24 protein-coding genes are annotated in these 25,379 nt (G+C 41.6%); 3 read left to right on the top strand and 21 right to left on the bottom strand.

Going from position 1 to position 25,379, the window contains the following annotated elements:
- Positions 1 to 89: 89 nt before the first annotated feature.
- The 14 genes from C1G49_RS02865 to C1G49_RS02790 all read right to left on the bottom strand — a co-directional run bounded on the left by C1G49_RS02865 (position 90) and on the right by C1G49_RS02790 (position 16,122).
- Positions 90 to 863, bottom strand: a complete 774-nt coding sequence (locus C1G49_RS02865) for a nucleoside phosphorylase (protein WP_105124532.1) — start codon at positions 861 to 863, stop codon at positions 90 to 92.
- Positions 864 to 892: 29 nt separating this feature from the next.
- Complete coding sequence (gene cysE / locus C1G49_RS02860; RefSeq protein ID WP_105124531.1) at positions 893 to 1,510, bottom strand: serine O-acetyltransferase; 618 nt, start codon at positions 1,508 to 1,510, stop codon at positions 893 to 895.
- 52 nt (positions 1,511 to 1,562) lie between these two features.
- Positions 1,563 to 3,782 carry a polyribonucleotide nucleotidyltransferase gene (pnp, locus tag C1G49_RS02855; RefSeq protein ID WP_105124530.1) on the bottom strand — a complete coding sequence of 740 codons (2,220 nt, stop codon included), beginning with the start codon at positions 3,780 to 3,782 and terminating at the stop codon, positions 1,563 to 1,565.
- A 335-nt stretch (positions 3,783 to 4,117) separates the two neighbouring features.
- Positions 4,118 to 4,387 (bottom strand): 30S ribosomal protein S15, encoded by a 270-nt coding sequence (gene rpsO, locus C1G49_RS02845; protein WP_002938849.1) that lies wholly within the window; start codon positions 4,385 to 4,387, stop codon positions 4,118 to 4,120.
- A gap of 194 nt (positions 4,388 to 4,581) precedes the next feature.
- On the bottom strand, positions 4,582 to 5,850 hold the full coding sequence (locus tag C1G49_RS02840; RefSeq protein ID WP_105124529.1) for a uracil-xanthine permease family protein: 1,269 nt from the start codon (positions 5,848 to 5,850) through the stop codon (positions 4,582 to 4,584).
- A 243-nt stretch (positions 5,851 to 6,093) separates the two neighbouring features.
- Complete coding sequence (locus tag C1G49_RS02835; RefSeq protein WP_105124528.1) at positions 6,094 to 7,989, bottom strand: DUF262 domain-containing protein; 1,896 nt, start codon at positions 7,987 to 7,989, stop codon at positions 6,094 to 6,096.
- Positions 7,986 to 9,275 carry a DUF262 domain-containing protein gene (locus C1G49_RS02830; RefSeq protein WP_105124527.1) on the bottom strand — a complete coding sequence of 430 codons (1,290 nt, stop codon included), beginning with the start codon at positions 9,273 to 9,275 and terminating at the stop codon, positions 7,986 to 7,988. Before C1G49_RS02830 ends, C1G49_RS02835 begins: the two co-directional genes overlap by 4 nt.
- Before the next feature lie 221 nt (positions 9,276 to 9,496).
- Positions 9,497 to 10,447 (bottom strand): helix-turn-helix transcriptional regulator, encoded by a 951-nt coding sequence (locus tag C1G49_RS02825; protein ID WP_105124526.1) that lies wholly within the window; start codon positions 10,445 to 10,447, stop codon positions 9,497 to 9,499.
- Between the two features lie 33 nt (positions 10,448 to 10,480).
- Positions 10,481 to 11,011, bottom strand: coding sequence for a hypothetical protein (locus C1G49_RS02820; RefSeq protein ID WP_105124525.1), 531 nt, complete (start codon positions 11,009 to 11,011; stop codon positions 10,481 to 10,483).
- A gap of 16 nt (positions 11,012 to 11,027) precedes the next feature.
- Entirely contained in the window at positions 11,028 to 12,890 is a 1,863-nt protein-coding gene (locus C1G49_RS02815) for an AAA family ATPase (RefSeq protein ID WP_238595838.1), read from the bottom strand.
- A 171-nt stretch (positions 12,891 to 13,061) separates the two neighbouring features.
- On the bottom strand, positions 13,062 to 13,580 hold the full coding sequence (locus tag C1G49_RS02810) for a hypothetical protein (RefSeq protein ID WP_238595837.1): 519 nt from the start codon (positions 13,578 to 13,580) through the stop codon (positions 13,062 to 13,064).
- Complete coding sequence (locus C1G49_RS02805) at positions 13,577 to 14,305, bottom strand: pseudouridine synthase (RefSeq protein ID WP_105124524.1); 729 nt, start codon at positions 14,303 to 14,305, stop codon at positions 13,577 to 13,579. Before C1G49_RS02805 ends, C1G49_RS02810 begins: the two co-directional genes overlap by 4 nt.
- On the bottom strand, positions 14,296 to 14,922 hold the full coding sequence (locus C1G49_RS02800; protein ID WP_238595836.1) for a GNAT family N-acetyltransferase: 627 nt from the start codon (positions 14,920 to 14,922) through the stop codon (positions 14,296 to 14,298). Before C1G49_RS02800 ends, C1G49_RS02805 begins: the two co-directional genes overlap by 10 nt.
- Before the next feature lie 36 nt (positions 14,923 to 14,958).
- On the bottom strand, positions 14,959 to 16,122 hold the full coding sequence (locus C1G49_RS02790; RefSeq protein WP_105124523.1) for an MFS transporter: 1,164 nt from the start codon (positions 16,120 to 16,122) through the stop codon (positions 14,959 to 14,961).
- A 133-nt stretch (positions 16,123 to 16,255) separates the two neighbouring features.
- Between C1G49_RS02790 and def the strand changes: the two genes are divergently transcribed.
- Together def and C1G49_RS02780 are read left to right on the top strand one after the other, a co-directional pair.
- Positions 16,256 to 16,870, top strand: a complete 615-nt coding sequence (gene def, locus C1G49_RS02785; RefSeq protein WP_105124522.1) for a peptide deformylase — start codon at positions 16,256 to 16,258, stop codon at positions 16,868 to 16,870.
- Between the two features lie 29 nt (positions 16,871 to 16,899).
- On the top strand, positions 16,900 to 18,009 hold the full coding sequence (locus C1G49_RS02780; RefSeq protein WP_105124521.1) for a hypothetical protein: 1,110 nt from the start codon (positions 16,900 to 16,902) through the stop codon (positions 18,007 to 18,009).
- Positions 18,010 to 18,441: 432 nt separating this feature from the next.
- Here C1G49_RS02780 and C1G49_RS02770 read toward each other — a convergent pair whose 3' ends face one another.
- From C1G49_RS02770 to C1G49_RS02755, 4 genes are all read right to left on the bottom strand, one after another.
- Positions 18,442 to 20,784 (bottom strand): hypothetical protein, encoded by a 2,343-nt coding sequence (locus C1G49_RS02770; RefSeq protein WP_105124520.1) that lies wholly within the window; start codon positions 20,782 to 20,784, stop codon positions 18,442 to 18,444.
- Positions 20,781 to 21,665, bottom strand: coding sequence for an ABC transporter ATP-binding protein (locus C1G49_RS02765; RefSeq protein ID WP_105124519.1), 885 nt, complete (start codon positions 21,663 to 21,665; stop codon positions 20,781 to 20,783). The genes C1G49_RS02770 and C1G49_RS02765 overlap by 4 nt, the downstream gene beginning before the upstream one ends.
- A 120-nt stretch (positions 21,666 to 21,785) precedes the next feature.
- Positions 21,786 to 22,352 (bottom strand): hypothetical protein, encoded by a 567-nt coding sequence (locus C1G49_RS02760; protein ID WP_105124518.1) that lies wholly within the window; start codon positions 22,350 to 22,352, stop codon positions 21,786 to 21,788.
- 26 nt (positions 22,353 to 22,378) lie between these two features.
- Complete coding sequence (locus C1G49_RS02755) at positions 22,379 to 22,597, bottom strand: hypothetical protein (RefSeq protein ID WP_153048215.1); 219 nt, start codon at positions 22,595 to 22,597, stop codon at positions 22,379 to 22,381.
- A 356-nt stretch (positions 22,598 to 22,953) separates the two neighbouring features.
- Here C1G49_RS02755 and C1G49_RS02750 point away from each other — a divergent pair, with 356 nt between their 5' ends.
- Positions 22,954 to 23,802 carry a helix-turn-helix domain-containing protein gene (locus C1G49_RS02750; RefSeq protein ID WP_105124516.1) on the top strand — a complete coding sequence of 283 codons (849 nt, stop codon included), beginning with the start codon at positions 22,954 to 22,956 and terminating at the stop codon, positions 23,800 to 23,802.
- Between the two features lie 73 nt (positions 23,803 to 23,875).
- Here the strand turns inward: C1G49_RS02750 and C1G49_RS02745 are convergent, their stop codons facing one another.
- From C1G49_RS02745 to C1G49_RS02735, 3 genes are all read right to left on the bottom strand, one after another.
- Complete coding sequence (locus C1G49_RS02745; protein WP_029179226.1) at positions 23,876 to 24,136, bottom strand: type II toxin-antitoxin system RelE family toxin; 261 nt, start codon at positions 24,134 to 24,136, stop codon at positions 23,876 to 23,878.
- Between the two features lies 1 nt (position 24,137).
- Positions 24,138 to 24,359, bottom strand: coding sequence for a type II toxin-antitoxin system RelB family antitoxin (gene relB, locus C1G49_RS02740; RefSeq protein ID WP_044687545.1), 222 nt, complete (start codon positions 24,357 to 24,359; stop codon positions 24,138 to 24,140).
- A gap of 115 nt (positions 24,360 to 24,474) precedes the next feature.
- Positions 24,475 to 25,260 carry an L-threonylcarbamoyladenylate synthase gene (locus tag C1G49_RS02735; protein WP_024404395.1) on the bottom strand — a complete coding sequence of 262 codons (786 nt, stop codon included), beginning with the start codon at positions 25,258 to 25,260 and terminating at the stop codon, positions 24,475 to 24,477.
- Positions 25,261 to 25,379 lie beyond the last annotated feature (119 nt).

Raw genomic sequence — 25,379 nt, 5'->3', positions numbered from 1 at the left:
CCAGTTTCCTTGGGAAAACTTAAGGATACATAGAATTGTTCCACCGATGGAGGTCAACACATAAGGCCAGTTTTGTCTTACTAATTTTTTTAACATGATGTACTTTCTAATGTTCTTGCAATCGCCATGGCTACTTCAAAAAAGGTCATACTGTCGGCCGTCCGTTCCTCTCGACGAGTATCCCACTCATTCTTGTGGCGGTCCACATAGTCTGCCGTGTAGAAAAATTGATAGACCTTGGCCTGACGAAAGTTTGCCCAGGCCATGATAGCAGAAGCTTCCATATCGACCACCATGGCACCAGCGGCTAGGCGACGTTTAACCTTAGCTGCTGTTTCTCTATAAAATGCATCTGTCGTCCATGTCTTAGTCCGAACATGTTCAATTCCTGCTTGATCCAAAGCTTCTTCCATGGTCAATAATAGTTCCGAATGATAGCTAATCTCATCTCTGGCTGGTGCATAATGATAACTAGTTCCCTCATCGCGTAAGGCTGAGCTTGGTAGAATAATCTTATCTACAGCAATAGACCGATCCAGTACTCCACAAGTACCAAATACAATAAAATTTTGAAACCCTTTGGCTTTTAATTCTTCTAGGTTCCCAACAATCATAGAAGCTCCAATTGGGGCTAACATGACACCAACTCTCACTCCACTTTCTTCATAAATATACCATGGCAACCGGCCATTTAGATTGTGAAGAGCTCCACCCTCATATACATTTTCTAACTCGGCAACTCTCTCAATAATTTCTCCATTAAATGACAGAATTAAAGTATTACAGGTTTCACCACCACCCCGAATAGCGGCATCTGTCGGTTCAATGACCGCAGAGGTATTTTCAAATTCTTCTAGTAGCATTTTCCCTCCGAATCTTGTCCCTTACAACTCTACAAATGTGAGGAGCGATGGCTGGCTTCTCTCAGCTCTGCCAATTTGGTGGTGTAGTGTTCACGGCCATCTTCCATGTCATGAATGACCTTCTCATCTTTTTGACCGTGTACACGGACAATTTTAGCTGGCATACCGACCACTGTCACATCTGCTGGAACATCGGCTAGGACAACGGCAGCTGCACCCACTTTGGCATTTTCTCCGATTTCAACAGGTCCAATAACCTGTGCGTGTGCAGAAATCCAGGCCCCTTTTCGCACGGTCGGGTGGCGTTTGCCCGTATCCTTGCCCGTTCCACCAAGCGTTACGCCGTGGTAAAGCATAACACCTGATTCGATAATGGCGGTTTCTCCGATAACCAAACCAGCTCCGTGGTCAATGAAGACCCCCGAAGCAATCTCGGCGCCTGGATGGATTTCAATATTGGTCCAAAAGCGCCAAAATTGGCTGTGCATCCGAGCCAAGAGTTTAAAGCCTTTTTTCCACATCCAATGGGACAGACGGTGGGCAGCCAAGGCCTTGACACCTGGGTAGGTCAAAAGAACTTCCAAGGTCGTCCGTGCTGCCGGATCTTTTTCTTTTACAATCTCAATGGTGTCCTTCCACCAACCCATAGTCACTCCTTCTAGCGAAAGACAAGCCCGCTACCGAACTTGTCTACTCAGCTTATTTCTTTTCAACCTTGTGGAATTTGAATTCACCAAAGTTGTTATCTTTTTTCTCTTTGTTGTCTTTATGACGGCGTGGTCTGTCAGAGCGCTCACGTTTTTCTGGCTCCACATAACCTTCTGGTTTTGGAAGAAGAGCCTTCATAGAAGCGTCAATACGTCCTTTATCATCAATCTTGATGACCTTAACATCGACAATATCGCCGATTTCAACTAAATCTTCTGGTTTATTGACACGAGTCCAAGCCATTTCAGAAACGTGGACCAGGGCATCTGTCTTGTCAAAGAGGTTGACAAAGGCACCGAATTTCTCCAAACGAACGACTTTTGCCTGGAAGACTTCATCCACTTTTGCTTCACGAACAAGACCAGCAATGATTTCTTTAGTACGCTCAATTGCAGCACGATCTGGTGAGAAGATCGCCACAAGACCGTCTTCGTCAATATCGATTTTCACGCCAGTTTCTGCAATAATCTTATCGATGGTTTCCCCACCCTTACCGATAACAATCTTGATCTTGTCCACATCAATCTTGATAGTGTCAATCTTCGGTGCAGTTGGTGCCAGGTCAGGACGAACTTCTGGAATCGTCGCTTCGATGACATCAAGGATTTCAAAACGTGCCTTCTTAGCTTGTGCCAAGGCTTCTTCCAAGATTTGTGGTGTAATACCGTCGATCTTGATGTCCATTTGAAGGGCTGTGATACCGTCACGAGTACCAGCCACCTTGAAGTCCATGTCGCCAAAGTGGTCCTCAAGACCTTGAATATCGGTCAAGACGGTGTAGTTGGTGCCGTCTGAAATCAGACCCATGGCAATCCCTGCAACTGGAGCCTTGATTGGCACACCACCTGCCATGAGGGCAAGGGTACCAGCTGTGATAGAAGCCTGTGATGAAGAGCCGTTTGACTCCAAGACTTCTGCGACCAAGCGGATAGCGTAAGGGAAGTCTTCCAAGCTCGGTAAGACTTGCTCGAGAGCACGCTCTCCAAGAGCACCGTGACCAATCTCACGACGACCTGGTGCACCGTAACGACCAGTTGAACCCACTGAATATTGTGGGAAATTGTAGTGGTGCAAGAAGCGTTTCTTGTACTCGTCGTCCAATCCGTCGATGATTTGGGTTTCACCCATTGGAGCCAAGGTCAAGACAGAAAGAGCTTGCGTTTGACCACGGGTAAAGAGACCTGAGCCATGAACATTTGGCAAGAAGTCCACTTCTGCATCCAGCGGACGAATCTCATCCACACGGCGACCGTCTGGGCGAACCTTGTCTTCTGTAATCAAACGACGAACTTCTGCGTGTTCCATGAGTTCCAAGATTTCATGGACATCACGCATGATGCGGTCGAATTCTTCGTGTTCAGCATATTTTTCTTCGTAGGCTGCGATGACGGTCTCACGCACAGCATTGGTCGCATCTTCACGGGCCAATTTTTCTTCAACCTGCACCGCTTTTTTCAAATCGTCATTGTAAGCTGCAACAATCTCAGCCTGCAAGTCTGAGTCCACTTGAAGAAGCTCCACATCTGCCTTTTCCTTGCCGACTGCTGCTACGATTTGATTTTGGAAGTCAAGGAGTTCTTGAATAGCCGCATGACCTTTGAGGAGTGCCTCCAACATGATGTCTTCTGACAATTCTTTGGCACCAGACTCTACCATGTTGATAGCGTCCTTGTTACCAGCCACTGTCAAGTCAAGGAGAGACTCTTCCATTTGAGCTTTGTCAGGGTTGATGATGAGTTCACCATTGACATAGCCGACCTGGACACCTGCGATTGGACCGTTGAAAGGAATGTCTGAGATTGCTAATGCCAATGAAGAACCAAACATGGCTGCCATAGGAGCAGAGGCATCTGGGTCATAAGAAAGCACTGTGTTGATGACTTGAACTTCGTTACGGAAGCCTTCCGCAAACATTGGACGGATTGGACGGTCAATCAAACGAGCAGTCAAGGTCGCATCGGTCGACGGACGGCCTTCACGCTTCATCCAGCCACCTGGAAATTTCCCTGCGGCATACATTTTTTCTTCATAGTTGACTTGGAGGGGGAAGAAATCACCCGTCGCCATTTTCTTGGACATAACTGCCGCTGTAAGGACTGTTGAGTCGCCATAGCGCACAACAACCGCACCATTGGCTTGTTTGGCAACTTGACCTGTTTCAACGACCAATTTCTTGCCAGCAAAAACCGTTTCAAATACTTGTTTTGACATGAATTGTCTCCTATTTTTTCTAAAATTTTTCTTGCGTGTTTTCTACAAAAGACAATCAAACAAACTTGTTTCACTCTCTTTTGCACAAAACCACGCATACTATTTATTCTATCATATTTGACGGAAAATGTGGTGAAATGAGGAAGGAATTTGAGGGAAAATCTAACCTACCATATAAAAAACTGAACGAAACGAATACTCTTCACTCAAACGAAGAACACCCAGCTTTTCAGAGCACTACACTTCCATAATGGAACATAAGAAAAACTGCCACTATCCGAAGACATGGCAGTTTCCTATTTTTCAGTCGTTTTTGACGACTTTTGTATCCTATCTTAACGACGGAGTCCGAGTGAGTGAATCAATTCACGGTAACGGTTTACGTCTGTGCGGCGTAGGTATGCCAACAAGTTACGACGGCGACCGATTTTTTTCATCAAACCACGGTAAGTTGCGTGGTCTTTTTTGTGTTGTTTGATGTGGTCGTTAAGGTGGTTGATTTCCCAAGTAAGTACTGCTACTTGTACTTCAACTGAACCTGTGTCGCCTTCATGACGAGCATATTGTGCCATGATTTCATTTTTTTTCTCTTTTGAGATTGCCATGATATGTTCTCCTTTGTTTTTGAGCCTAATCCGAGTGACAGGTTGGCGACCTGTAACCAAGAAAAAGCTAGATTTGTCCTTTTGGACCTCATTTATTCTATCAAGGATTGTCTTTTTTGTCAACTGATTTGAAAACTAGCTGAGTAGCTCTGCTAGTTTCAAAAAAGCCAGCTTTCGCTGACTGTTACTTTAACTTATTCTGCTTTTGGCAAGATGAGGTTGAGGACGATGCCGACAATAGCTGAAAGAGCTGTTCCTGATAGCGTGATGGCACCGATGTTGAGTACTGCACCACCAAGGCCTAAGACCAACATAGAACTTGCGATAATCAGGTTACGGACTTGACCGAAATCAACACGGCTCTCAATCAAAACTTTCAAACCGTTTGAGGCGATAACACCGTAGAGCAAGATAGACATACCACCAAGAACGGCACTTGGAATAGTCGAGATAAGGGCTGTAAATTTGCCCAAGAATGAGAAGGCAATGGCAATCAAGGCTGCGTTACGGATAACGGATACTGATGCGATACGGGTCATGCCGATAACCCCTGTGTTTTCACCGTAGGTCGTGTTAGCAGGTCCACCGATAAAGGCAGATACGGCAGTCGCCACACCGTCACCAATCAAGGTACGGCTGAGTCCTGGCTCCTTCAAGAACTGGCGGCCACAAATTTGACTGAGAACCGTGTGGTCTCCGATATGCTCCGCGATGGTCACCACTGCGATTGGCAAGATGGCAATCATTTCTGGACCGAAGTAGAAATTGTAGGATTTGAAGGTTCCTGTTTCAAATGGTAAGTAGAAACCTGGCAATTCAAACCAAGCTGCTTCCAGAACAGGTGTAAAGTCAACTAGTCCGAGGAAGATGGCAATCACATAACCACCGATAATGGCAATCAAGAAAGGAACAATCTTGGCGAAGCCTTTCCCTTTGGTATTGACAAAAGCCGCAATCAAAAAGGTAGCAATAGCCGCTACGACATTTCTCCAGTCACCGTCTGCGACAAAGCCTGCTGAAGTCACGGCAGAATTGGCAAGACCCAGACCGATAACAATAATCATAGGACCGATGACAATCGGAGGCAAGAGGCTGTCAATCCACTTAGTTCCGATCACTTTAACAAGTGCAGCAATCAAGACATAAATCAAGCCGACGAAGAGAATACCTGTCTGCGCTGCTGACACATCGCCACCCATTTCCTTGATAGCAAGAGCCATAGCTGAGATGTAGGCAAAGGATGAACCCAAGTAAACCGGCACCTTAAACTGGGTTGCCACTTGGTAAATCAGAGTTCCGACACCTGATGCGAAGAGGGCAACCGAAACTGGCATACCGAGAATCAAGGGCACCAAGATTGTCGCTCCGAACATAGCGAACACGTGCTGGAAACTCAACAAAATCCCTTGAAGCGGTGCTGGTTTCTCATGGACATCAAACAAAAGATTGGCTTTTGTACTCATAAATTTCCCATTCTGGGTACACAAAAAGACCCAGACTTTCTAAATATACATAGTCATAGGCCCTTAATTGATTTTTCCTGTTGTCTTTCTCACCTCACGGGATGAGTTTAAAAACCTACGCTTTTGCTATTGTAACATAAGAGTTCCGTTTTAGGCAAGGAATTTTGTAAATTTTTATTTTTCTTGGAGACAAGACTAGCAAACATAAGGGGAATAAACTGAAATTCAAAACTTCCGAAAAAATCAAATGTTTTTCGTACAATCTATAAATTCCTTAACTAACATTAAGATCTTATCTTCATGTCCTCTGATTGTTCCACTATTCCAATTGTCGTCAGAATTTCCAGTAAGTTTAGCCATCCATTGCAGTTTTAGACTTTGGTTTCCGAATATCTTTTCCCATTGGCTATACTTGGCCTGCGGTCTAGAGTTCCCAAACTTCGAATTTTGACTATCCGTGATAATACAGAGGTTTCCAAAAGAATGAAGCAGACTATCAGACATTCTTAACATCCCACTATCTTCAAAATTTGGATTCTGAGGATACCAATGTTCAACGGAACGACGATAAGTGAATCTAAAATTCCTTGAATCAAAAAAGTACTCCTGTAGATTATTTTGATTTTTCCATAAGACATAATCAACAAAATTGAAAGCATAGATAGGCATATTAGGGTAGCATCTAAATTCTTGTCCATCTTCTGTAAATAACCGACCTTCAGCATATCGAACTGCCAACGCTTCTAGAAAATTTACAAACTGGTGTCCAAATGCTTCATCTTGCAAATGTTCAATATTCTCAAAGAGATAGACCAAAGTCTCATATAGCCAACGACTATCTCGATTTGATGTAAAGGTCACTGCAAACATAGACTGAAGCATAATAATGGTATCATTCACTGCCTTATCTGAAAAAGTATTATTCTCAAAATGTTCTTCTACAAAGTAATCTGTATTTTTCCGATTGTCTCTTTGATATTCATAGTAAGTACCTTTGCTAAGAAACCAGTCGTTTTTTGACCGCCTTGATGTATCTTCGCTTGCGTTTCTAATGACATAGTTATCAAATAGGTGTCTGATGCTTAATAAAGTTTCCGAGAAGTAAACGACCCAATCCCTTCCTTTTTCACTCACCGTAAAGACATCAAGTAGTTTCTTATCATCTAATTGAACATCTTGTGGGGAAATATTTTCAATAATAGAAACAGTATACAAGAGTAGTGTTTCAAAGTTAATAACGGTTGTATATTTTCCAGTCTCTTTGTCGTCTACGATGTCATCAAATACCAATGAACTTGAATCTTCTAGGATAGCTAATATACTTTTTTTTGAACTATTTGTGTTATCAATAAATCGATAGATATTGGCTAATTTATAATTTGAAAAATGCCAACCAAAAATGTTTTCTCTTTCTTTAAACGTTTCCTTTCTTTTCTTTCTCATTTGAAATGATTTAACTACCGGATTCTCGAAGTCTGCACAGGCATCCCAAATTTTAGCAAACTTAGCAGCTTCTTCATCATCAAGCTTCGCCATCAATTGAGCCTTAATAATTTCATGAGCTTCCAATTGCTCTCCTCTTGAATTAAACCGCTCAAAATAAAGATTCAAATCTAAGTCAGTAGGTAGCATATTTCTAAAAATGATGACGTGTTGAAAGAGGTACTCAGCATATACCGTCACTTCCATTTTAAACTGTTCGGACAGAATTTTATTTAGTGCTAATTTGGTGTTTTGGTAACCTCTAATAATCTCATCCATATTCTCAAATGCTGCACTACTATTTTCAAATAACTGCTGCAAAGATGCATTGGACTGCTTACGCGCTTCGAAATTTAAGAGTTTCAAGCCAGGGAACTGGATATGATACTCATTTCTCAAAACCAATGCTAACAAAGTCAAAGCTGTTGTTCTCTGTTGCCCATCAATAATATGGTACATATTTCCTTTTTGATGAACAACCAGTGTTCCGATATAATAATCAGGACGTTTTTCACGTTCGTTGTAGGCATCTGCTATGTCAATAAGCAATTGCTCAATCTCATCATATGTCCATGAAAAATTTCGCTGATAAAGAGGAACAATGTATTCATCTTCAGTCAGAAGTTTTGTAACTGTCAAAGTAGCTGTCTTAGTCATTTATTAAGCTCCTCTTCCTCAAGAATTTTCTCCAAGGTAAAATGTTCAAATTGATCACGATTGATTTTCTGCAAAAAATCGCTTGGTGTACTTGCATGATGTAATAGCTGAAATAATTTTTGAACTGTACGCCGTTGAAAAATTCCGCCCGCAGCATAATTGGCTAAAGTGCTATCATAAATGGCACGCGCTTTTATACGTGGATAATAGGCCCATATAAAAATTGTTTCAACAATATCTTTATCTAAAGCTCCCTGACCAAACCTATCCACAAAAAGCAACACTAAATTATCGAATAAATTACGATTTCGGCTATAACGTTGTTTAGTAGAATGTAAAATCTTTAGCATTTTGGAGTCTAAACTGAGATTTTCAAACCAAGTCTCTCTGTTTTGAATCATTTTATGTGACTGATTAATATAAGAGAAAAAGTACTCTCCATCAATAATTGGCATCGTTAAAGAAATAGGATAATCAATATTTTGTTCTTTTAATAGTCTAAAGAGATTCAAATAAGGGTATTCGTTATGATGTAAACCGACACCTTTAAAATCATCGATAAAATCTTCTGTAAAGCGAAGGTATGAACCCTGACGACGTTTAGTCAACCCAGTTTCACCAATTGACCACCCTCGCACTCTAAAAAGATATTGGTTAAATAAATCTTTTAAATTGACCTTTTCGTCTGTAACAATTTTTTCCCAATTTTCGATCAAATCTTCACTGATTTCAGAGGCATTTCTCAAATGATAGGCTTTAAGCAGGTCGTGTGGCTCTAAAGCTTTTCCCCGATTATTTTGAGAATCAAAAAGTTGGAAAGCTTCAGATAATCGATTATATGGCATTGTAATAACAGCAATTTCACAATTTTTAAGAAGAAAGTCACATACTTTTTGCGCCTTTTCGTCATCTAGATCAATCAGTATTTTCCACTCTTCAAAATTTTCCTTAGCATGTTGACACGAAACCACGTCAAATTTTTGATTTAGTAACTGCTGGGCACCGATATAGTCGTTCAACTTCCCTAAAGCCTGTAAAAATAATGCAACAGAAATAGTCCGCTGTTGTCCATCAACAATATCTAAAGTTTGTTTTTTATCGTGTAAAATAAGGGAACCAACTTGATAAATGTCCTTTTTAGAGTCTATAACTTCTTTGACATCATAGAATAAGTGTCGAATGTGTTTACGTTGCCATTTATAAGGACGTTGATAATTTGGGATATGGAGCCTATTGTCCTTCAACAGTTCCTCTAATGTCATATGCCTCAAAGTAATATCAGTCATTCTGCTTATTCTCCTATTTTTTCTCTACACTTGCATTCGGAATCATTTTCGCATGCATTTCCGCAGCTGTTTTATCATAAAATGGTCCTACAATGATATTCCCAAATTGATCTACTACAATCCATTCTTGCATTTACTTCTCCTCCTTTCAATTAAGAGTTCAATAACTATTTGATACACTCATTCTAATACATAGAATGGACAAATAGCGTCCTATCCCTCTAAATTTTATAGTTTTCTTGCATATTTTTGAGAAAATGTTTCATATCTTCTACAAGAGAACTTGGAGAAAGCACGGTTAGGGCATCAGCCTGACTCAACAACCAACGTTTTAAGCCTGGTGTGTCTTGACTGACAAATTCAATCACATTGCCTTCTGAGCTTGTTTCGATAATCTTTGCTGTCGGAAATTGATCCAAGACAATGGTTGGATCATAGCTGAATCTGACTCTTACGGTTCGTTCCCGTCCCATAAAAGAATCCACTTGCTTATTCCGTACCTCACCATCTCGGAACTTTTTGCCATAAGAAATAGCCGGTTTCTTCTCAGGCGAAACCTTCCATTCTAAAATCCGATCTAACTTTAAAGTCATATAGGAAGAATGTTTTAGATTAAAAGCTACAAGGTAAAAGTAATGACTATCGTAATAGAGTGACACAGGAAAAACCGTGTGTTTCTTTTCTATATTGTAGGGAGATTGGTAGCGAATGTCTAATACCAATTCCTTACGAATGGCCTCTGACCATTCCCAAATCTTATCGATCCTATTTTGAGTATCTGAAAGCGGGGCATAGTTTAAGAGTTCACTGGCGATAATGGCTGAAATTTCTTTCTGCTCATCTTTCGATACTAGTGCTAATAAGCTATCTAAAACAGCCTTGTTTTCTTCCGTATTCAAAGCACGATTTTCCAGTAAAATCTTAGAAATGGTCAGAATTTCCTTTTTGTTAAAAAGAGACTTCCCTTTTAAGAAGCGAGTATGGTACTTGGGATCATAGGCTAACTCTGCTGCAATCATTGGCTGACTTTCGATAAATCCTCCTAGAAGAGCAAAATCTCTTTGAATAGTCTTCTCACTAACTCCAAATTCATCTGCCAATTGTGATTTTTTTAGATGCGCCCCTGATTGTAAGCGTAAAAATATAGTAAGTAATCTTTCCTGATCGTTCATAGAAACCTCAATTCTAAAAAGATTATAACACTCTTAACAAGTCAAATTCAATAAATTTCCTTGGTAAAGAATCTTGCTCAATGCATCATTTGAATTATCAAACTCACAACCTGTTACCAGTAATTTTCCTCCTGTTTTTAGATAACTTTCCAAAATTCTTGCCAACTTCTTCTGAATCGCATCGGTACTATTATAAAATTCTTCAATATTTTCAATCATCACAACATCAAATTCTTCTAGAAAATGAACATTTTGTACTATTTCTATCGCCAGACTGACTCCGACTACTCGTTTCACTTTCTTATTCATCTCTCGATAGTAAAATTCTATGTGGTCAACAAAGTTCCTTCTGATGTGATCAACATCTGAAATAATATATAAAAGTTGTCCGATATAGCTCTTTTGAGGGATTCCAAAAAAATCACTTACTTCCCGATTAATGCTGTCAAAAGAACTTCTCACCTTAGTATCTGAATCCAAATTTCTGTACAGCAAATCGATAAATATTTCTAAAATTTCCATATCGTTAAACACAGTGTTTTCTTTCAAGCCATTATTATTCATGCGCAACTCCTTTCTTCTATCCCTGTAATCCAAAACCTATTAACCGTTGAGTTGATTCCAACTCTGATAATTCTTGGATGGCGTTTTTAATATCAGCTTCTATTACGACATTCATCTCCGTTTCCTCTAAGGTTCTATTGCCTATCTTTTCCATCACTCGAGTCGCCTGTTGATACAAACAAGCTTCTATTAGTTTACGAACATAACGACCATTGCCAAAATGTTCGGTTGTTCCAACTTTTAAAAAATGCGAATACAATACTTCCTCATAGTTAGATTCAATAGAATACTCTTTTTTACTCAACATCATTCTAAAAATTTCATACAGTTCGTCCACAGAGTAATCTTCAAAATGAATGTTGTTTGAGATTCGAGATTGTAATCCTGGATTCGTGTCTATAAAATTGTGCATCAAATTTTTATAACCGGCAAAAATAACAACTACCTCATTGCGACGATTTTCCATTTCTTGAATAATGGTGGGTATAGCTTCATTAGCAAAATCTCTTTCACTCTGTGGAATCAAACTGTAAGCCTCGTCGATAAACAGTACACCACCACTTGCACTATCAAACACCTTTTTTATTTTCGGTGCTGTTTGGCCAACATATTCTCCAATAAGGTCTGCTCTTCCAACCTCTACTATCTTGTTTTCTGCGATCAATCCATGTTCATACAGGATTTCTGTATAAAGACGAGCTACCTCTGTCTTACCCGTCCCTGGATTTCCTGTAAATAACAAGTGCCCATTACTTTCTTCAACATGATAGCCTCTTTCTTTCCTCAGTTTCGATAGTTGTTCAAAAGCAACTTGTTGTCTGATTAATTTTTTTACAGATTGAAGACCAATCATTTGATTCAGCATCTTCTCAGCTTGGCCACATTTACTTTTAGATTGTTCCTTTTGCAAACTAAAGTGATCCATATCCAGCAATCCATTTTCTTGACAATAATTGGTTGCCACCGCATATTCATGGATTCTCTGAACCATTCGTCGAATATCTTTTGCATTGATGAGATTTGAAGCCTTTTCTACATACTCCCTAACAAATTCCTTGTCTATACTAATTCGTCTTTTTGCTAATAGTTGAATAGCAATTTCAACTAGTTCATCATTTGTATAGGGAGGAAACTCGATTACACTTACATTGTAGTATTCCTCTTGTAATTCCATCGCTATTTTTTTTGCTTCTTCGCTCGATTGGGCAATTAGAATACAAATATTATTCTCTTTCTTTGTATTGATATTAGCGAAAAGTTCTAATTTAGGACGAGCCCTTGCTTTAAAATAGTCATAAACAACTGGAAATTGTTTTTCTTCAGTCTTAGGAAGAAAGTATTCGCTACAATGAGTATCAATTGCTTTCAAATCGAACAATCGTTCTAAATATTGAAGGGCATATTTTCGTCCACTCCCCTTTTGACCGTTGAAAATTAAGAAAAATGGCTCTTTCGTATGCGATTCTAAATAGTTTGATTGATAGACTAAATAGTTTATAAGATGCTGAATACTATTTTTGAATGTAGTAAGACCAATCATATTTTCTGATAAAACATTCTCGTTCAGAGTAAGACCTTGCTTATCTTCCTTTGATTGCTTCAATAAGAAATAACCAAATTCTCCCAAATTTTCACGCCCAACTTTTTCAATAAAATCATCCTCATTTATTGAAGAATAGCCATCTAAATAGACATCCACTTTCCAAAGTGATTGAACCTTTTTTGCTATTTCTCGTTTTGTATTTGCAGCTCCCGTTACAATGAATAAATCTTCTTTTTCCTTCAAAAAATACATCCAATTATTTTCTTGTATAAAAGATTCACTAGGTCGCTCTAGTTGCTGTACATCTCCCATTAATTTTATGTGATAATAGTTCATCTTTACCCCTCTATTCTGATATTCTCAATAAGAAGTATATAAAAATAGATGGACAAAATATGTCCATCTATTTTATTAAATTTATTTACAATCCCATCCTACTTCATCTTATTAGGAGAGGGTCTGTCTATGATTCTCAACAGAGTAAAATCATATTTAAAAAGTTTTTCACTAACCCACACTCTTTATCCGTTTCTTAATCTTCTGACCAAACTCCATCATCCTGCGCTTTTCTTCTGGCCAGATATTAGTCACGCGATCTACGGCGATGATAAAGATGACAATGACTGCATAATCTTTGGCACTATCAATTACACCTAGGTTTTCCAAAATAGTCAAGAGCAGGTAAAAGCTAAACAAAATGGTCCGTTTGGGTAGAGCCATCAGAAGTTCAACTCCAGCCTTATAGCCCAGATAAATCTGCCGATTGAGCCCCTTGGCGCGTTCCAACCGACGATTGAGAAAGGCACGAATGCGGCTATAAAACCAGTCAGAAGTAAAAAATAGAGACTGGATGGCTATGGCAATTAGGGATAAATTATTGGCATGTTCAACGCTCATACCAGACACCCTAGCAATGATGTAGGTCCAATCCCCATTATCAATCCATATCCAAATCGAAAGATAAACAACTGCTCCTGCTACCACAATCAAGGGCAGGGCACGAAAAATTTTTTCAATATTTCTCATAATTCAACCCCAAAAACTTTCAAACTAGTCAATTCCGCTTCTGTCAACCTGCGGTATTCTCCAAGAGTCAGCGCTGGATCTAACTCAAGTGGTCCCATGGTCAATCGTTGCAAGTCTGTCACCGTCTTTCCACAGGCCTGCACCATGCGTTTGACCTGGTGAAATTTCCCTTCTCGGATGGTGATGTCAACGAGTGAAGTCTGCTTAGCTTCATCTGTAGAGAGGATGGTCAACTGGGCTGGCTGACAGGTAAAGTCTTTCAGCTCAATTCCTGCCGCAAATCGCTCGACATCCTCTCGGGTCATAATCCCGTCAACCCGTGCACGGTAGAGTTTGCCCACATGTTTTTTGGGAGAAAGCATAGCATGGGCCAGCTGGCCATTGTTGGTCAAAAGGAGCAAGCCATGGGTATCAATGTCCAAGCGTCCAACTGGAAAAATTTCCTTATGGCGAGCTGTATCGTCTAGCAAGTCCAAAACAGTCCGATGGCGGTCATCCTCGGTGGCTGAAATAACTCCTTTGGGTTTGTTCAATAAATAATAAACAAAGGTTTCATGGCTCAAGACCTGACCTGCTACTGCAATCTGATCCGTCTTTTCGTCAATCTGTTGCTTTGGGGACATCTCTACTTGGCCATTGACGGTGACTTGCTTGTTTTTCAGGACTTTCTTGACTTCTGTCCGACTGCCAACACCACAATCCACTAAAAATTTATCTAATCGCATATGAGTTTCTTTTCCATTTTGATATATTCTGCTTGCTTTTCTCTTTCTGCAAATCCAAGAGCATGAAAGAGTTTTTGGGCAACTTGATGAGAGCTAGCAACTGTCAGTTTGATACTAGCTGGCTGAACATGCTCTACTAAATAGTCTTCAATAGCCTGGTAGAAAGCTCTGCCATTTCCCTGACCCGTCAAAGAAGGTTTCATGCTCAATCGAATGTCAACTGTCTCGCCATCTTGGTCAATACAGAAATAGCCCATGAGGGCGGCATTGCGGATGACTGCAAAAAAGCGGTCCCCACGCGCCCCTGGCGAAATCATCTCCGCATAGGTCTTGGGGTGTGCACTAATCGTATAGACATCCAAAGGGGCTTGATAGCGCCATTGGTTAGCAATTTCCAATGCCAGATCCTGGGGCAGAGGCATGATATGAAAATAGTTCATCTTCCGAAAATTTTTAGACAAATTTTTAATCCTGCGGTTTTGGGTGGCGTAATGATCTGTCTGATAGACATAATCCACATAGCCCAACTGATAGGAGGGAATCATGTCCTTAAAAATCAACTGAACATCCTCTGGAAAACGTAGTATTAATTCATTCAAGCGGTTGTTTTCTAACATAGGTCTATTATACCAAAAAGGAGCGGAAATCCGCTCCTACTTCTTCAGTTGTTTATAAATCAAGCCAGCGCTTATCAAGGCACAGCCGATGGCGTAAATCCCAAAGGCACCTGTTGGGGTTGGATTGAGTTTTTCCAGATAAGTTGGCAAGATAGCTGACGTCGCACCACCAATATTGCAACCCATGAGAACGATGGTCATGACTGCATTGAGCAAGGCCTTGGGTGCACGGTCTGTTACCTGACTAAAGACAATGGTCAAAATGATGCTATAGAAAAATCCTGACACCATACCACCAAGCCCCAGTACCCAGAGATTATCCGCAAAGGCAATACCGACAACCGCGAGTCCAAAGACCACATAGGAAACTGCCAAAAGCCAGCCCTTCAACCGACCAACCAAGCTACTAAAGACTGTCCCTGCCACAATCCCCATGACTTGCATGAGACTGAGAATCAAACTAGCCTCTTGTGCCGTACCGATACCCTTGGCTAAGACAATCTGAGGAATACGAATGGTCAGGAAGGTATTGACATTGATAACAAAGAAGGCTAGAAAGGCTAGATAAATCCCCATCATCCACATGGTCTTGTCCAGTTTAGCCTTTGGCGCGTTCTCTTCTAGCTTAACCTCCATACGAGCAAGTAATTCTTCCTTGGGCACAAAGAGAAGGAAAAGAGCCAAGATGACCAAGGCAAAAAGGTAGACCAAGAAGGCAGGTTGCCAACCAAACTGGGTCAACCAACCGACAAGAAGCGTTAAGCCTGCACTTCCCAGCACCTCAGCTGAACCACGCAAGCCCATCATTTTGACCCGTTCCTGACCGGTGAAAAAATTACCGATGATATTAATCGCACGCGCATTGATCAAGCCAATCCCTAAACCAAGCAAGATGCGAGCCAGCAAAATCAGAGGATAGGCAGTTAGAAACACCGGTAAAGCACCGCCGATGGCCATAAGCAAAAGCCCTACAATGATAATGTTTCGTTCCGATAAGAAACGGACAACCAAACCATTCATCAAGAGTGCTACCATAATAGCAAATGACGTCACAGTAATTAAGTTTTCCACCTGGGCCGCTGCAATTCCCTGCTGGGCAAAATGCTCAATCATCTGTGGAATAGCTGGTGAAACTGCAAATGTCGAAACCAGCATGGTGGATAGGGCCAGCAAACTGGCTTTTTCTAAAATTCTTTTCATTTTTCTCCCTTTCAACGTTCGTCTTTTACTAGTATAGCAGATTTGATAGGGAATAGATAGGAAACATTAGACTTTTATTTTCCTAGATTTTATGGTACAATTACTTTATCTGTGCTCAAATAAGGAGAGAAAGATGTCTGTAATCGAACGATTGACAAAAGCTGCCCATTTGATTGACATGGATGACATCATCCGTGAAGGGCACCCAACCCTACGCCAAGTTGCCGAAGAAGTTGCATTTCCCCTATCTGATCAGGAAATTATTTTGGGCGAAAAAATGATGCAATTCCTCAAACATTCGCAGGATCCAGTCATGGCTGAGAAGATGAAACTCCGTGGCGGAGTTGGTCTAGCAGCACCTCAGATTGACGTTTCCAAACGCATCATCGCTGTCTTAGTCCCAAATCCAGAAGATGAGGAAGGCAACCCACCTGCCCAAGCCTACTCCCTCCAAGAAGTCATGTACAACCCTAAAATCGTGGCACATTCTGTCCAAGAAGCTGCTATGGGAGGGGGCGAAGGCTGCCTATCCGTTGACCGTGAAGTCCAAGGCTACGTTGTCCGCCACGCGCGCGTGACTGTTGACTATATGGATAAAAACGGCGAAAAACACCGTATCAAACTCAAAGGCTTTAATGCCATCGTGGTCCAACACGAAATCGACCACCTCAACGGTGTCATGTTCTACGACCGCATTGACCCAGAACACCCATTTGCCGTTAAAGAAGGTATGTTGGTGATTGAATAATAAAGAAACAAGAAGGATATAAAAAGATTATGAAAAAAAATTCACTTTTAACAAAACTCACTAAGACTACTGTCATTGCTACACTAGCTCTAACAAGCCTACCTGTTGGCTTGCCTTTTACTAATGCTAGCACTGTATATGCTAACACAAGCTCTTCAGCAGTTAATGTACCAACAGAAGTATATGTTTTTTCTGGAACACCCCTCACAAAGCCTATTGCTATCTCAGGTATCAATGGATTAAAATCAGCGCACTTTATCCAAACAGGAAATAGCACCATCCAAAACCTAGGTCAACTCACTATTTCTTCCAACAAGATCCAAGGTTCTATTTCTGGTGTTGGTTCCTATCGTCGTCGCTTGGCAATCAATAGTACTGTGGTAAAAACAGCAAATGGCTTGCGAGCAACCAGTTTCAAGACCAGTCCAGTGATGACCTTCCATGTTCTCGACGCAAAAGTACTTGGCACCGTTGAAAAGACAGCTGGACAAACACTGACTGCAAAAGAAATCTTAGACCAGGTTCAAGTAATTGAAAAAAGCGGTCTAAACCTCTCTTCTATCGTGACCAAAGAAGTCATCAGTCCCCTACCAACTAGCGGTTCTGGCAACAAGGTCCAAGTACGTTTGACTACTGCATCTGGTCAGGTAAAAATCGTCAATGTAACTGTCAACTTCTCACAAGCAGCTAAGGCTCCTGTTACAGAAGCTCCTGTAACTGAATCACCTGTAGCCGAAGCTCCAGTCAATCAAGCACCTGTTATGTTAAACGGCTTTGCGATTGAATATCCTGCGGGAACCATTACTGCAGGAACTACTCTTCCTAAAAACTACTCTTCTTTCTTCACCGTCCGCAACATCAATCGCATCACTGAATTTGAAAGAGAAATGATCGAAAACGTCCTAAACTATAACATGTCATCATCCGGCCGCCCTGTAAAAATCGTACTTGGCAGCAATGGCATTTACAAGGCCTACAAGCAGGACGGGACAATTATTGAGGAACAAAATATCCGCCTCTTTATCAAGCAAGACACGGATGGCGACCAGGTTCCAGACTACATGGAAATCGAGAGAGGCACAAACCCTCACGATGCCAAATCTTATCCAAAATGGGAAATGTTAGCCATTATCAACTAAGAACTTCTTCTGCTAAGCAGCACGAACCCATAACACAAAGATACCGACCCGATCCCCGAAGGAAAGGTCGGTATTTTTCATATGTTTCTAATACTCAATGGAAATCAAAAGTAGCCTAGAAAACGAAGCCGAAGATAGAACTCCGCTCCTCTCCTGTTTCAAGGGAGCAGGCTGAGGCTGAGCAAAAAGTCCAGCCTCTCTTCTCAGAGTTCGTGTCAACATCTCAGCGCAGTGGTTGATTGGCAGATTTGTTCGTGTTTCACACTCCAAATCTGACCTAATCAACTATGCGGGGGTGGGAAGACGAACTCTTTTCAGACTGGTCGAGTTCTTTCCCACTCCCACTCATCTAGTCAAGTTGACAACAGATATTTTTGATTTTCGAAGAGTATAACTCTATATTTACATGCCCCTGCTCACTCAGCCTCCCTTTTATAAACATAGCAGAGCTAACTGCCTAAAGATTTCCTGCCCATCCAATACCAGATCTTGAAAGAGGAGGTAGTCCAGTAGAGCCAGTGAGCCAGCTAGCAGGATGAAGACAACCAAGCGATTTGAAAACCGAACCTGCAAAAGATGATTGAGACTGACTAGCACAATTTCCAATACCAGCAAGCCAAGCACCATCCACAAGAGATAAGGGGCATTTGGAAGGAACCAGACCCAGAGTTCTTGTCCCCTCAGGAGTTCAAGAAAAATCCCCCTCTCCGAATGGGAAAGCAAGATAAGGCCATCTTCCAGATAACCAATTCCTCCGATCAGACTATTGACTAGGAAAAGACTAGCTAGAAAGAGCATTGTAAAACAAAGAGCCTGGCCCAGTCCCAGCAACCACTTGGTGACTAGAACCTTGTGCAAATCCACAGGCTGGGTCTGATAGAGACGCCAGTTTTTCCCTGCAACCTCCACCGCCTTACCCCTACTGCCAAGCCAAACCGCCAGCAAAAGTACCAACAAATAGGCTGGACCATCAAAGAGAGAGCGCAGACTTCCAATACCTGACAGATCTCTGGAGCGGTCCCAAGAAGGATCGTCTACTGGAACCAAGGCATCATTGGTATCAAAACGATTTTCCAAGCTGGTCAAAACGACATCCTTGCCCCGCTTGGTCGCAGGCACCCCAGCCTCCATCAGCTGCTGCCAGTAATACTGACTGACCTGATTGTGGGTCTGGTAACGGCGAAGATTATCCACCGTCTGGCTGGCCCCAATATCACCATTGGCAAAAGCCTTCTCCTCTCTAGCCCATAGATAGACCTGCTCTGCCTCCAGCATAGCAAGGTGACTAGCCGGCAGATCCTGAGGTTTTTCCTGATATAGCTGCCATTGCTTGACATAGAGATCTTTATAGATATGGTATTCCTGTAAAAGCTCCACTCTCCACTCCAACTCCTCCTGATAGCTCGCGTCCTCTTTGACCAACTGCCTCAGACGGTTGATTTCCGACTGCAAACTCTCCACATAGACCCCATCCTGCTCATAGGACTGGGCAACCAACTCCATCGAAGCCCTCTCCTCCTGGGCAACCTCTTGCTTTTCTAGTCCCGTCAGTAGGGAAAATAGCAGAGCTAGGAGCAAGTTACCCAAGACGAGCCCTTTCCAAGAGTTGAGCCGACTAAGGATGAGAACATCAAAAGACCAAACCTTGTCCAAATGCCCTGTTTGCAATTCCTTCTGATGCCCCACGGTCAGGACCAGCCTTTTCTTCTCTGTCAGTAGATAATAAGTAATGAAAAGCCCAATGGTCAGCAGGAGCAAGACATCCACCGCTACAAAGACCTGTGAAAATGCAGCTGTGTCTAAAAAACTCGGAAAGGCAAGCAAGGGCAGAATTTGACCTGACCAACCAGCTACTGCACCTGCCTGATAGGAAAGCCCCAGAGCTAACAGTAAGCCCGTCACCACAAAAATCAACCGACTGGCTAACAAGTGGTCCAAAAACCCAAAAAGTAAGCGAACAGCTAGAAGCAAGACCAGCCAAAAACCAAGCAAGATAAGCCCGTAAAGCCCAGAACCTATCAACTGACTCTGACCCAAAATCTCAAGAGGAGCTTGAAAACTAGATACAGCCAACTGACCTGTCAGCCCATCATAGACCAGGATAAAGAGCAAGCCTGTTCCCACAGCCAGCAGAAGCGAAAGCAAGGAAGCAGCCAAACGCCTGACCCCCTGCAAACTCAGACTATCCCATTGCCGCAACTGCCAAACTTGATGAGCCAGTGTCTTTTCCGACAGTTGATTGGCAAGTAGAAAACCAAGCACCAAAAATACAGGAAGAAAACCAAACAAACTTTCTAAGTAGGCTTGAACAATACGGCCCGTTGACCAGGCTTGATTTTCAGGACCATCAGGCAATTGGTAGGCAAGTAACCAGTCATTCCATCTGGCCAAACGTTCGACTTCCGTTTGCGTCAAGGAATTCCGAGTTTGAAAGTTTTTCCGATACTGACCGATAAAATAATCTAGGTCCTGATACATGAGTTTGCGGTAGTTGGGGATAGCTTCAAACTTCCCCTCATCCAAGGCCTGACTGACACTTTCAATATCGGATTTCAAGCCCACCATCCGTGGTGCTTCTTCTGACCCCTCCTCAATTTTTATATCTGCCAAGACACTAGCCAATTCACTCAGTTCTTCTTTATAGGTTTCCACATAGGCCGCTTGGTGGGCTTGACGTTGTGAGATGGGAAGGTAGACCAGACCCAGAAAACCCAGCACAAGCAAGCAGTAGAGAGGCGACCAGAGAATTTTCTTGATTTCAAAGTTCAGCCTCATGTCCCCTCACCACCTTCCTCCACATAGAGATCACGGTAGAGAGACTCCATATAGTCGCTGGCTTTTGTAAGGCCAGCCACCTGCTGGATGGGAATACGATCCAAACAATCCAGTAAATCTCGCTCGGGCAAGAAGATTTCCACCAACCCCTGCCCTGCCTTTTTCCACAAGAGTTGCGGATAATCCCGTAAAAATTCCTGAACCTGTTTGGAGTTTTCCACAACAAGATGGTAATCATAATCCGCCGTCAACTCCACTTCTGTGGCAATCAACTTGCTGGCCTTGAGAAAATAAACCTGATTGGTCAGCTTCTCAATTTCCGACAGATGGTGGGAAGAAAGCAAAATGGCAACCCCTTCTGCCTGTAGGTTTAGAAGAAATTCCCGCTGCTGGATGATATTGGTCGGGTCCAAGCCGATATGGGGTTCATCCAGCAACAGGAGCTTGGGCTTGGGAAGGACAGCCATGGCAAAGATCAACTTCTGCTTCATACCCATGGAATAACCAGCCACCCGCTTTTTGACATAGTAGCCCATCCCCAATTCTTCCACCAACGCATCCACTTCCTTTTTCCCCAGCTTGTGGGTGGCAGCCACATAGGTCAGATGGTCATAACCCGTCAACTGTGGATAAAGTGCTTGGGCATCCAACATGACAGACATATCCTGAAAAATCGCTCGGTCACTATTGGGCCGACCATGGATAGTTACCGACCCACGGTCAGCGGTTTCTGTATTGCTGATGATATTTAGGAGGGTGGATTTTCCCACACCATTGGGACCTACTAGGGCCACCAAGTCCCCAGCTTGCAACTCAAAGGACACATAGGACAAGACCTGATGGGCACCGTATCGCTTACAGATATCGACTACTTTCAGCATAGAAACTCCTTTCTTGGGGAAATGGCAGGTTTTGTTTAATATAATAATATCAAACAAGGGGCTAAGAAGCAATAAAAATAATGTAAAGATACCAAAAAACGACCCTTTCGGGTCGCTACTTTATTTCCAAGTTCTTAGCTCACTCCATGTTCGGATATTACTAAAAGTATGAACTCGACCGGCTGAATGCCATCTGTTGGAACCATAATATTGCACTTCTAATCTATAGACATTAACAGTAAAAGTAGACTTCAAGATAATGTATCCGTAGGTATACGGTGGTACATTATGTGTCGCAGAAATCCCTAATGATAAACCAAGACCATATTTGGGGTGGGTAAAACCTGCACCTGCCGATACTGTTAGACTAGCACCTGCACGACCACCATAAGCTGTCGTAGAGATAGCAGATGAGGTCCCCGAATCACGATAAGAATGAGAAAATATCCTTCGGGTTGCACGCACTCCATTCGAACGGGATTTATATTTGGTATTGGACTCAACAAATATATTTCTTCCCTCTAAAGTTTCAAATTGATAGTAAGTTCCTGATGACACATCTTTCACCACTAATTTAGAAATAATTTCCAAATTAGTGCCTGGAATAGTTTCTGCCTTTGCTGAATCTACCCCGACCAAACAAATTAAACTTAGCATCAATAAAATTAACAATTTCAACTGTTTCATAATATTCTCACTTTCCCAAAATGAAATTAGTTTCTTTTTATAGCTTTATAAAGAAGAGTTGTACCAACAATCATTCCAATCGTCCCCATAGGTCGCCATACTAATGTATATAAAAAAGTCTGTATCCACAACCAAAAATCTGTATCAACGATTTGATAAGGATTGATATGGAATAATAAAAAACTGAAACAAAGAACAATAATACCACTTAAAAACAAGGTATTAGAATCAATCTCTCTCATCATAATCCTCCCCCAATTAAATAATCTATCGTCACCTAAGCTAACTGGTTAATTATAGGTTGTGTTTCATAAATGTCTCTTTCCTCATGAGAAAATAATCTTAAGGTCGATATACTTACCCATATTGCAATTAGAATAATTGCAGTAATTGAAAAATATCTTTTCACTTGTTCTTCTCCTTTCTAACTAAAAATAGATTGTCGAATGCATCCATTCTTATCAAGAACATCTGCCGTTTTCATTTTCTCCTTTCTACCTGATACAAGATTGTGCATTCCTTACGCTTTTATGGTATACTATCTTTGTAAAATTTCTTATTTTTGTTGCATATAATCACAATTTGATGAAAGGATATTGTTATGCGGTGGGATTACGGAAGTGTTTACAGAGAAATTCGAAAAAGCAAACATTTGAGCCAGGAGCAGATTTGTGGGAAATATATCAATCGGACGACCTTGGTTCGTTTCGAGAAAAATCAAACTATTCCCAGCTACGAACTCATGCGTTTCTTGCTCAAGCAAGTGGATATGACCTTCGAGGAATTTGAATACCTCTGTAACTACTATCAGCCCAGCCAACGCCAACAATTACTCTATGATATTGATAACTTAAGAACACCTACAACTCAAAAAATGGTAGACCTCATCAAACGTTGTCATGAGCACTTGAGTAAAGAACACGATGACATTCCCGTACATAGAAGATGCCTTATTCTGGAAACTATTGTATCCGCTAGAACAAATACAGTTCTAGAGACATCTCATCACAAACCTGCCCAATACTTGTGGTCACAAATTATTGACAACGAAAATTGGTACTACAACGACATTATTATAGTTGGTAGCCTTCTTCATACCCTACCTGTTGACACAGTAGAAAAAACTTGTGACTTGCTTTTGAAGCGTCTTGAAAAATATCATGATTTTAAGCGAATTAAACCGTCCATTCTTTCTCAATACCAATTTCTAAGCTATTATTTCCTAGATTGGAAAAAGAAAGAAAAAGCCCGTTTTTTTGCCACCAAACTCATGGAACTAGCCAAACAAGAAAAACGCTATGACCAACTAGCCCGTGCCTATGTCTATCTCGGACTTGCTGAAAATAAACAGGAACTAATTGACAAAGGGCTACAAATCTTGGAACTGACGGACGAGCAACATATCTTGACTAGCATCAAGTCCCTAATCAAACAACACCAAACTGACTGAAAAATTTTCGGTCAGTTTTTTTATGTACTAAAAAACGACCCTTTCGGATCGTTCTACTTCATATTAACAGCTATTAGTAAATATCTCTACGATGACCAAATTCAAGTGCCAGAATAACCATCCTATCATCCTGAATATCGCAAATCAATCGATAATCACCGATACGATAACGCCACTCATTGGCATGGTCCCCTGTCAATCCCTTGCCATGCAACCTCGGATTAACTGTACCATCTAGGTGTTTATCCACCCATGCAAATAATAATCTTTGGATTGGCTTATCCAATTTTCTGATTTGCTTCTGTGCCTTCTTAGAATACTCTACATGGAACATATTACAGACCAAGTTCCTTCTTGAAATCAGCATGACTGATGGTTTCAGGATCTTTCTGGTACTCCTCGTAGGCTTGACGGTAAATATTCAAATCATACTCATCCTCAATATCACGCTCAAGCGCCTTCTTAAATAAACTTGAAAGACTTTGACCAGTCAATTGAGCATAGCTCTTGAAAAATACTTCTTCCTCTTTGTTTAATCGAATAGTTACTGTACTCATCATCTTACCTCGCTTCTTTGTGTTACATTGTAACACATTTTGCAAAAATTGTAAACCAATACTATATAGATTAGAGCAAAAAACGACCCTTTCGGATCGTTCGTTCTACATTATCTTAATAGTATTCCCCTTGTCTATAGTCCCAAGAGTTGAAGTGGTCTGACAAGTGCATCATGATTTTATCGATGTCCAGACCCTTACGGATGACAACTGGGCATGGGCTGATAGAACGACTATCTGCACCTTGTTCTGGAATAAGTTTACCATCTTTGTCTACCATGGACACCATAACCCCTTGCTCATAGCGGGTTTCGATGGTCTTGTCTGGTTGGATAGATGCCACATAGTCGTCCGCCTCGATAATCAAGTCTACCTTAGACGCGATACGCTCACCGATACCTTCTACCTTACCACGATTTCCCTTACCTGATGGGTTAGCAGATGAAGCGTAGACCATACGACCTTCTTTTTCCCACATTTCCTTAGCAATCTGCTCGCCAGCCACACCAAACTTGATAACAAAGCACGAAGTCCCACGCACATCAGTCATCAACTCTTCACGACCGTCCCCATAAGCCTGCAACTTGGCATAAGCCTCTGGTTTCCAAGGCAGGATACAACCCAACAAAATGTCCTCATCCCAATGTTTTTGGTAGAAGGCATCAATCTCAGGAGTCAACTGAGCCAACTCACGAAGCTCCTCCATGCTACCACAAAGGACCACGCCCGGCTTATTACGCTTACGCTCTTTAGCGTCAAACTTCCGCTCCAAGCCAGCCTTGTCTGCAGTCATGATGATGTAACCAACCTTAGTCGGGCAAACAATCACGCCTCCCTCACCCTTGATAATCTCAAGACCTTCTTGTGAAAGTGTGCCATCCCAGTGAATTTGTTTCGTCATAATCATTTCCTCTTTTCTTTTGTTTCATAGCAGAGCGACCTGCTTGTTTTCTTCATATTTCGTAGGAGTCTTTCAGTTTGCTTTTAGTACTAGGCAACGAGCTGCAGACAGTACTAAAG

It is taken from the genome of Streptococcus suis (assembly GCF_002960625.1).
GTDB lineage: Bacteria > Bacillota > Bacilli > Lactobacillales > Streptococcaceae > Streptococcus > Streptococcus suis_T.
The sequence above is the reverse complement of the archived record's forward strand: the minus strand, read 5'-3'. Positions and strand labels throughout refer to the sequence as shown.

Excerpts from the sequence above, each read along its gene's own strand:
- C1G49_RS02800 (WP_238595836.1), bottom strand. The coding sequence starts at position 14,922 with ATGTTAGAAAACAACCGCTTGAATGAATTAATACTACGTTTTCCAGAG.
- C1G49_RS02820 (WP_105124525.1), bottom strand. The coding sequence starts at position 11,011 with ATGAATAATAATGGCTTGAAAGAAAACACTGTGTTTAACGATATGGAA.
- cysE (WP_105124531.1), bottom strand. The coding sequence starts at position 1,510 with ATGGGTTGGTGGAAGGACACCATTGAGATTGTAAAAGAAAAAGATCCG.
- rpsO (WP_002938849.1), bottom strand. The coding sequence starts at position 4,387 with ATGGCAATCTCAAAAGAGAAAAAAAATGAAATCATGGCACAATATGCT.
- C1G49_RS02825 (WP_105124526.1), bottom strand. The coding sequence starts at position 10,447 with ATGAACGATCAGGAAAGATTACTTACTATATTTTTACGCTTACAATCA.
- C1G49_RS02835 (WP_105124528.1), bottom strand. The coding sequence starts at position 7,989 with ATGACTAAGACAGCTACTTTGACAGTTACAAAACTTCTGACTGAAGAT.
- C1G49_RS02815 (WP_238595838.1), bottom strand. The coding sequence starts at position 12,890 with ATGAACTATTATCACATAAAATTAATGGGAGATGTACAGCAACTAGAG.
- C1G49_RS02770 (WP_105124520.1), bottom strand. The coding sequence starts at position 20,784 with ATGAGGCTGAACTTTGAAATCAAGAAAATTCTCTGGTCGCCTCTCTAC.
- C1G49_RS02830 (WP_105124527.1), bottom strand. The coding sequence starts at position 9,275 with ATGACTGATATTACTTTGAGGCATATGACATTAGAGGAACTGTTGAAG.
- relB (WP_044687545.1), bottom strand. The coding sequence starts at position 24,359 with ATGAGTACAGTAACTATTCGATTAAACAAAGAGGAAGAAGTATTTTTC.
- C1G49_RS02765 (WP_105124519.1), bottom strand. The coding sequence starts at position 21,665 with ATGCTGAAAGTAGTCGATATCTGTAAGCGATACGGTGCCCATCAGGTC.
- C1G49_RS02780 (WP_105124521.1), top strand. The coding sequence starts at position 16,900 with ATGAAAAAAAATTCACTTTTAACAAAACTCACTAAGACTACTGTCATT.
- C1G49_RS02810 (WP_238595837.1), bottom strand. The coding sequence starts at position 13,580 with ATGAGAAATATTGAAAAAATTTTTCGTGCCCTGCCCTTGATTGTGGTA.
- C1G49_RS02840 (WP_105124529.1), bottom strand. The coding sequence starts at position 5,850 with ATGAGTACAAAAGCCAATCTTTTGTTTGATGTCCATGAGAAACCAGCA.
- C1G49_RS02755 (WP_153048215.1), bottom strand. The coding sequence starts at position 22,597 with ATGATGAGAGAGATTGATTCTAATACCTTGTTTTTAAGTGGTATTATT.
- C1G49_RS02790 (WP_105124523.1), bottom strand. The coding sequence starts at position 16,122 with ATGAAAAGAATTTTAGAAAAAGCCAGTTTGCTGGCCCTATCCACCATG.
- C1G49_RS02735 (WP_024404395.1), bottom strand. The coding sequence starts at position 25,260 with ATGACGAAACAAATTCACTGGGATGGCACACTTTCACAAGAAGGTCTT.
- pnp (WP_105124530.1), bottom strand. The coding sequence starts at position 3,782 with ATGTCAAAACAAGTATTTGAAACGGTTTTTGCTGGCAAGAAATTGGTC.
- C1G49_RS02760 (WP_105124518.1), bottom strand. The coding sequence starts at position 22,352 with ATGAAACAGTTGAAATTGTTAATTTTATTGATGCTAAGTTTAATTTGT.
- C1G49_RS02750 (WP_105124516.1), top strand. The coding sequence starts at position 22,954 with ATGCGGTGGGATTACGGAAGTGTTTACAGAGAAATTCGAAAAAGCAAA.
- C1G49_RS02745 (WP_029179226.1), bottom strand. The coding sequence starts at position 24,136 with ATGTTCCATGTAGAGTATTCTAAGAAGGCACAGAAGCAAATCAGAAAA.
- def (WP_105124522.1), top strand. The coding sequence starts at position 16,256 with ATGTCTGTAATCGAACGATTGACAAAAGCTGCCCATTTGATTGACATG.
- C1G49_RS02805 (WP_105124524.1), bottom strand. The coding sequence starts at position 14,305 with ATGCGATTAGATAAATTTTTAGTGGATTGTGGTGTTGGCAGTCGGACA.
- C1G49_RS02865 (WP_105124532.1), bottom strand. The coding sequence starts at position 863 with ATGCTACTAGAAGAATTTGAAAATACCTCTGCGGTCATTGAACCGACA.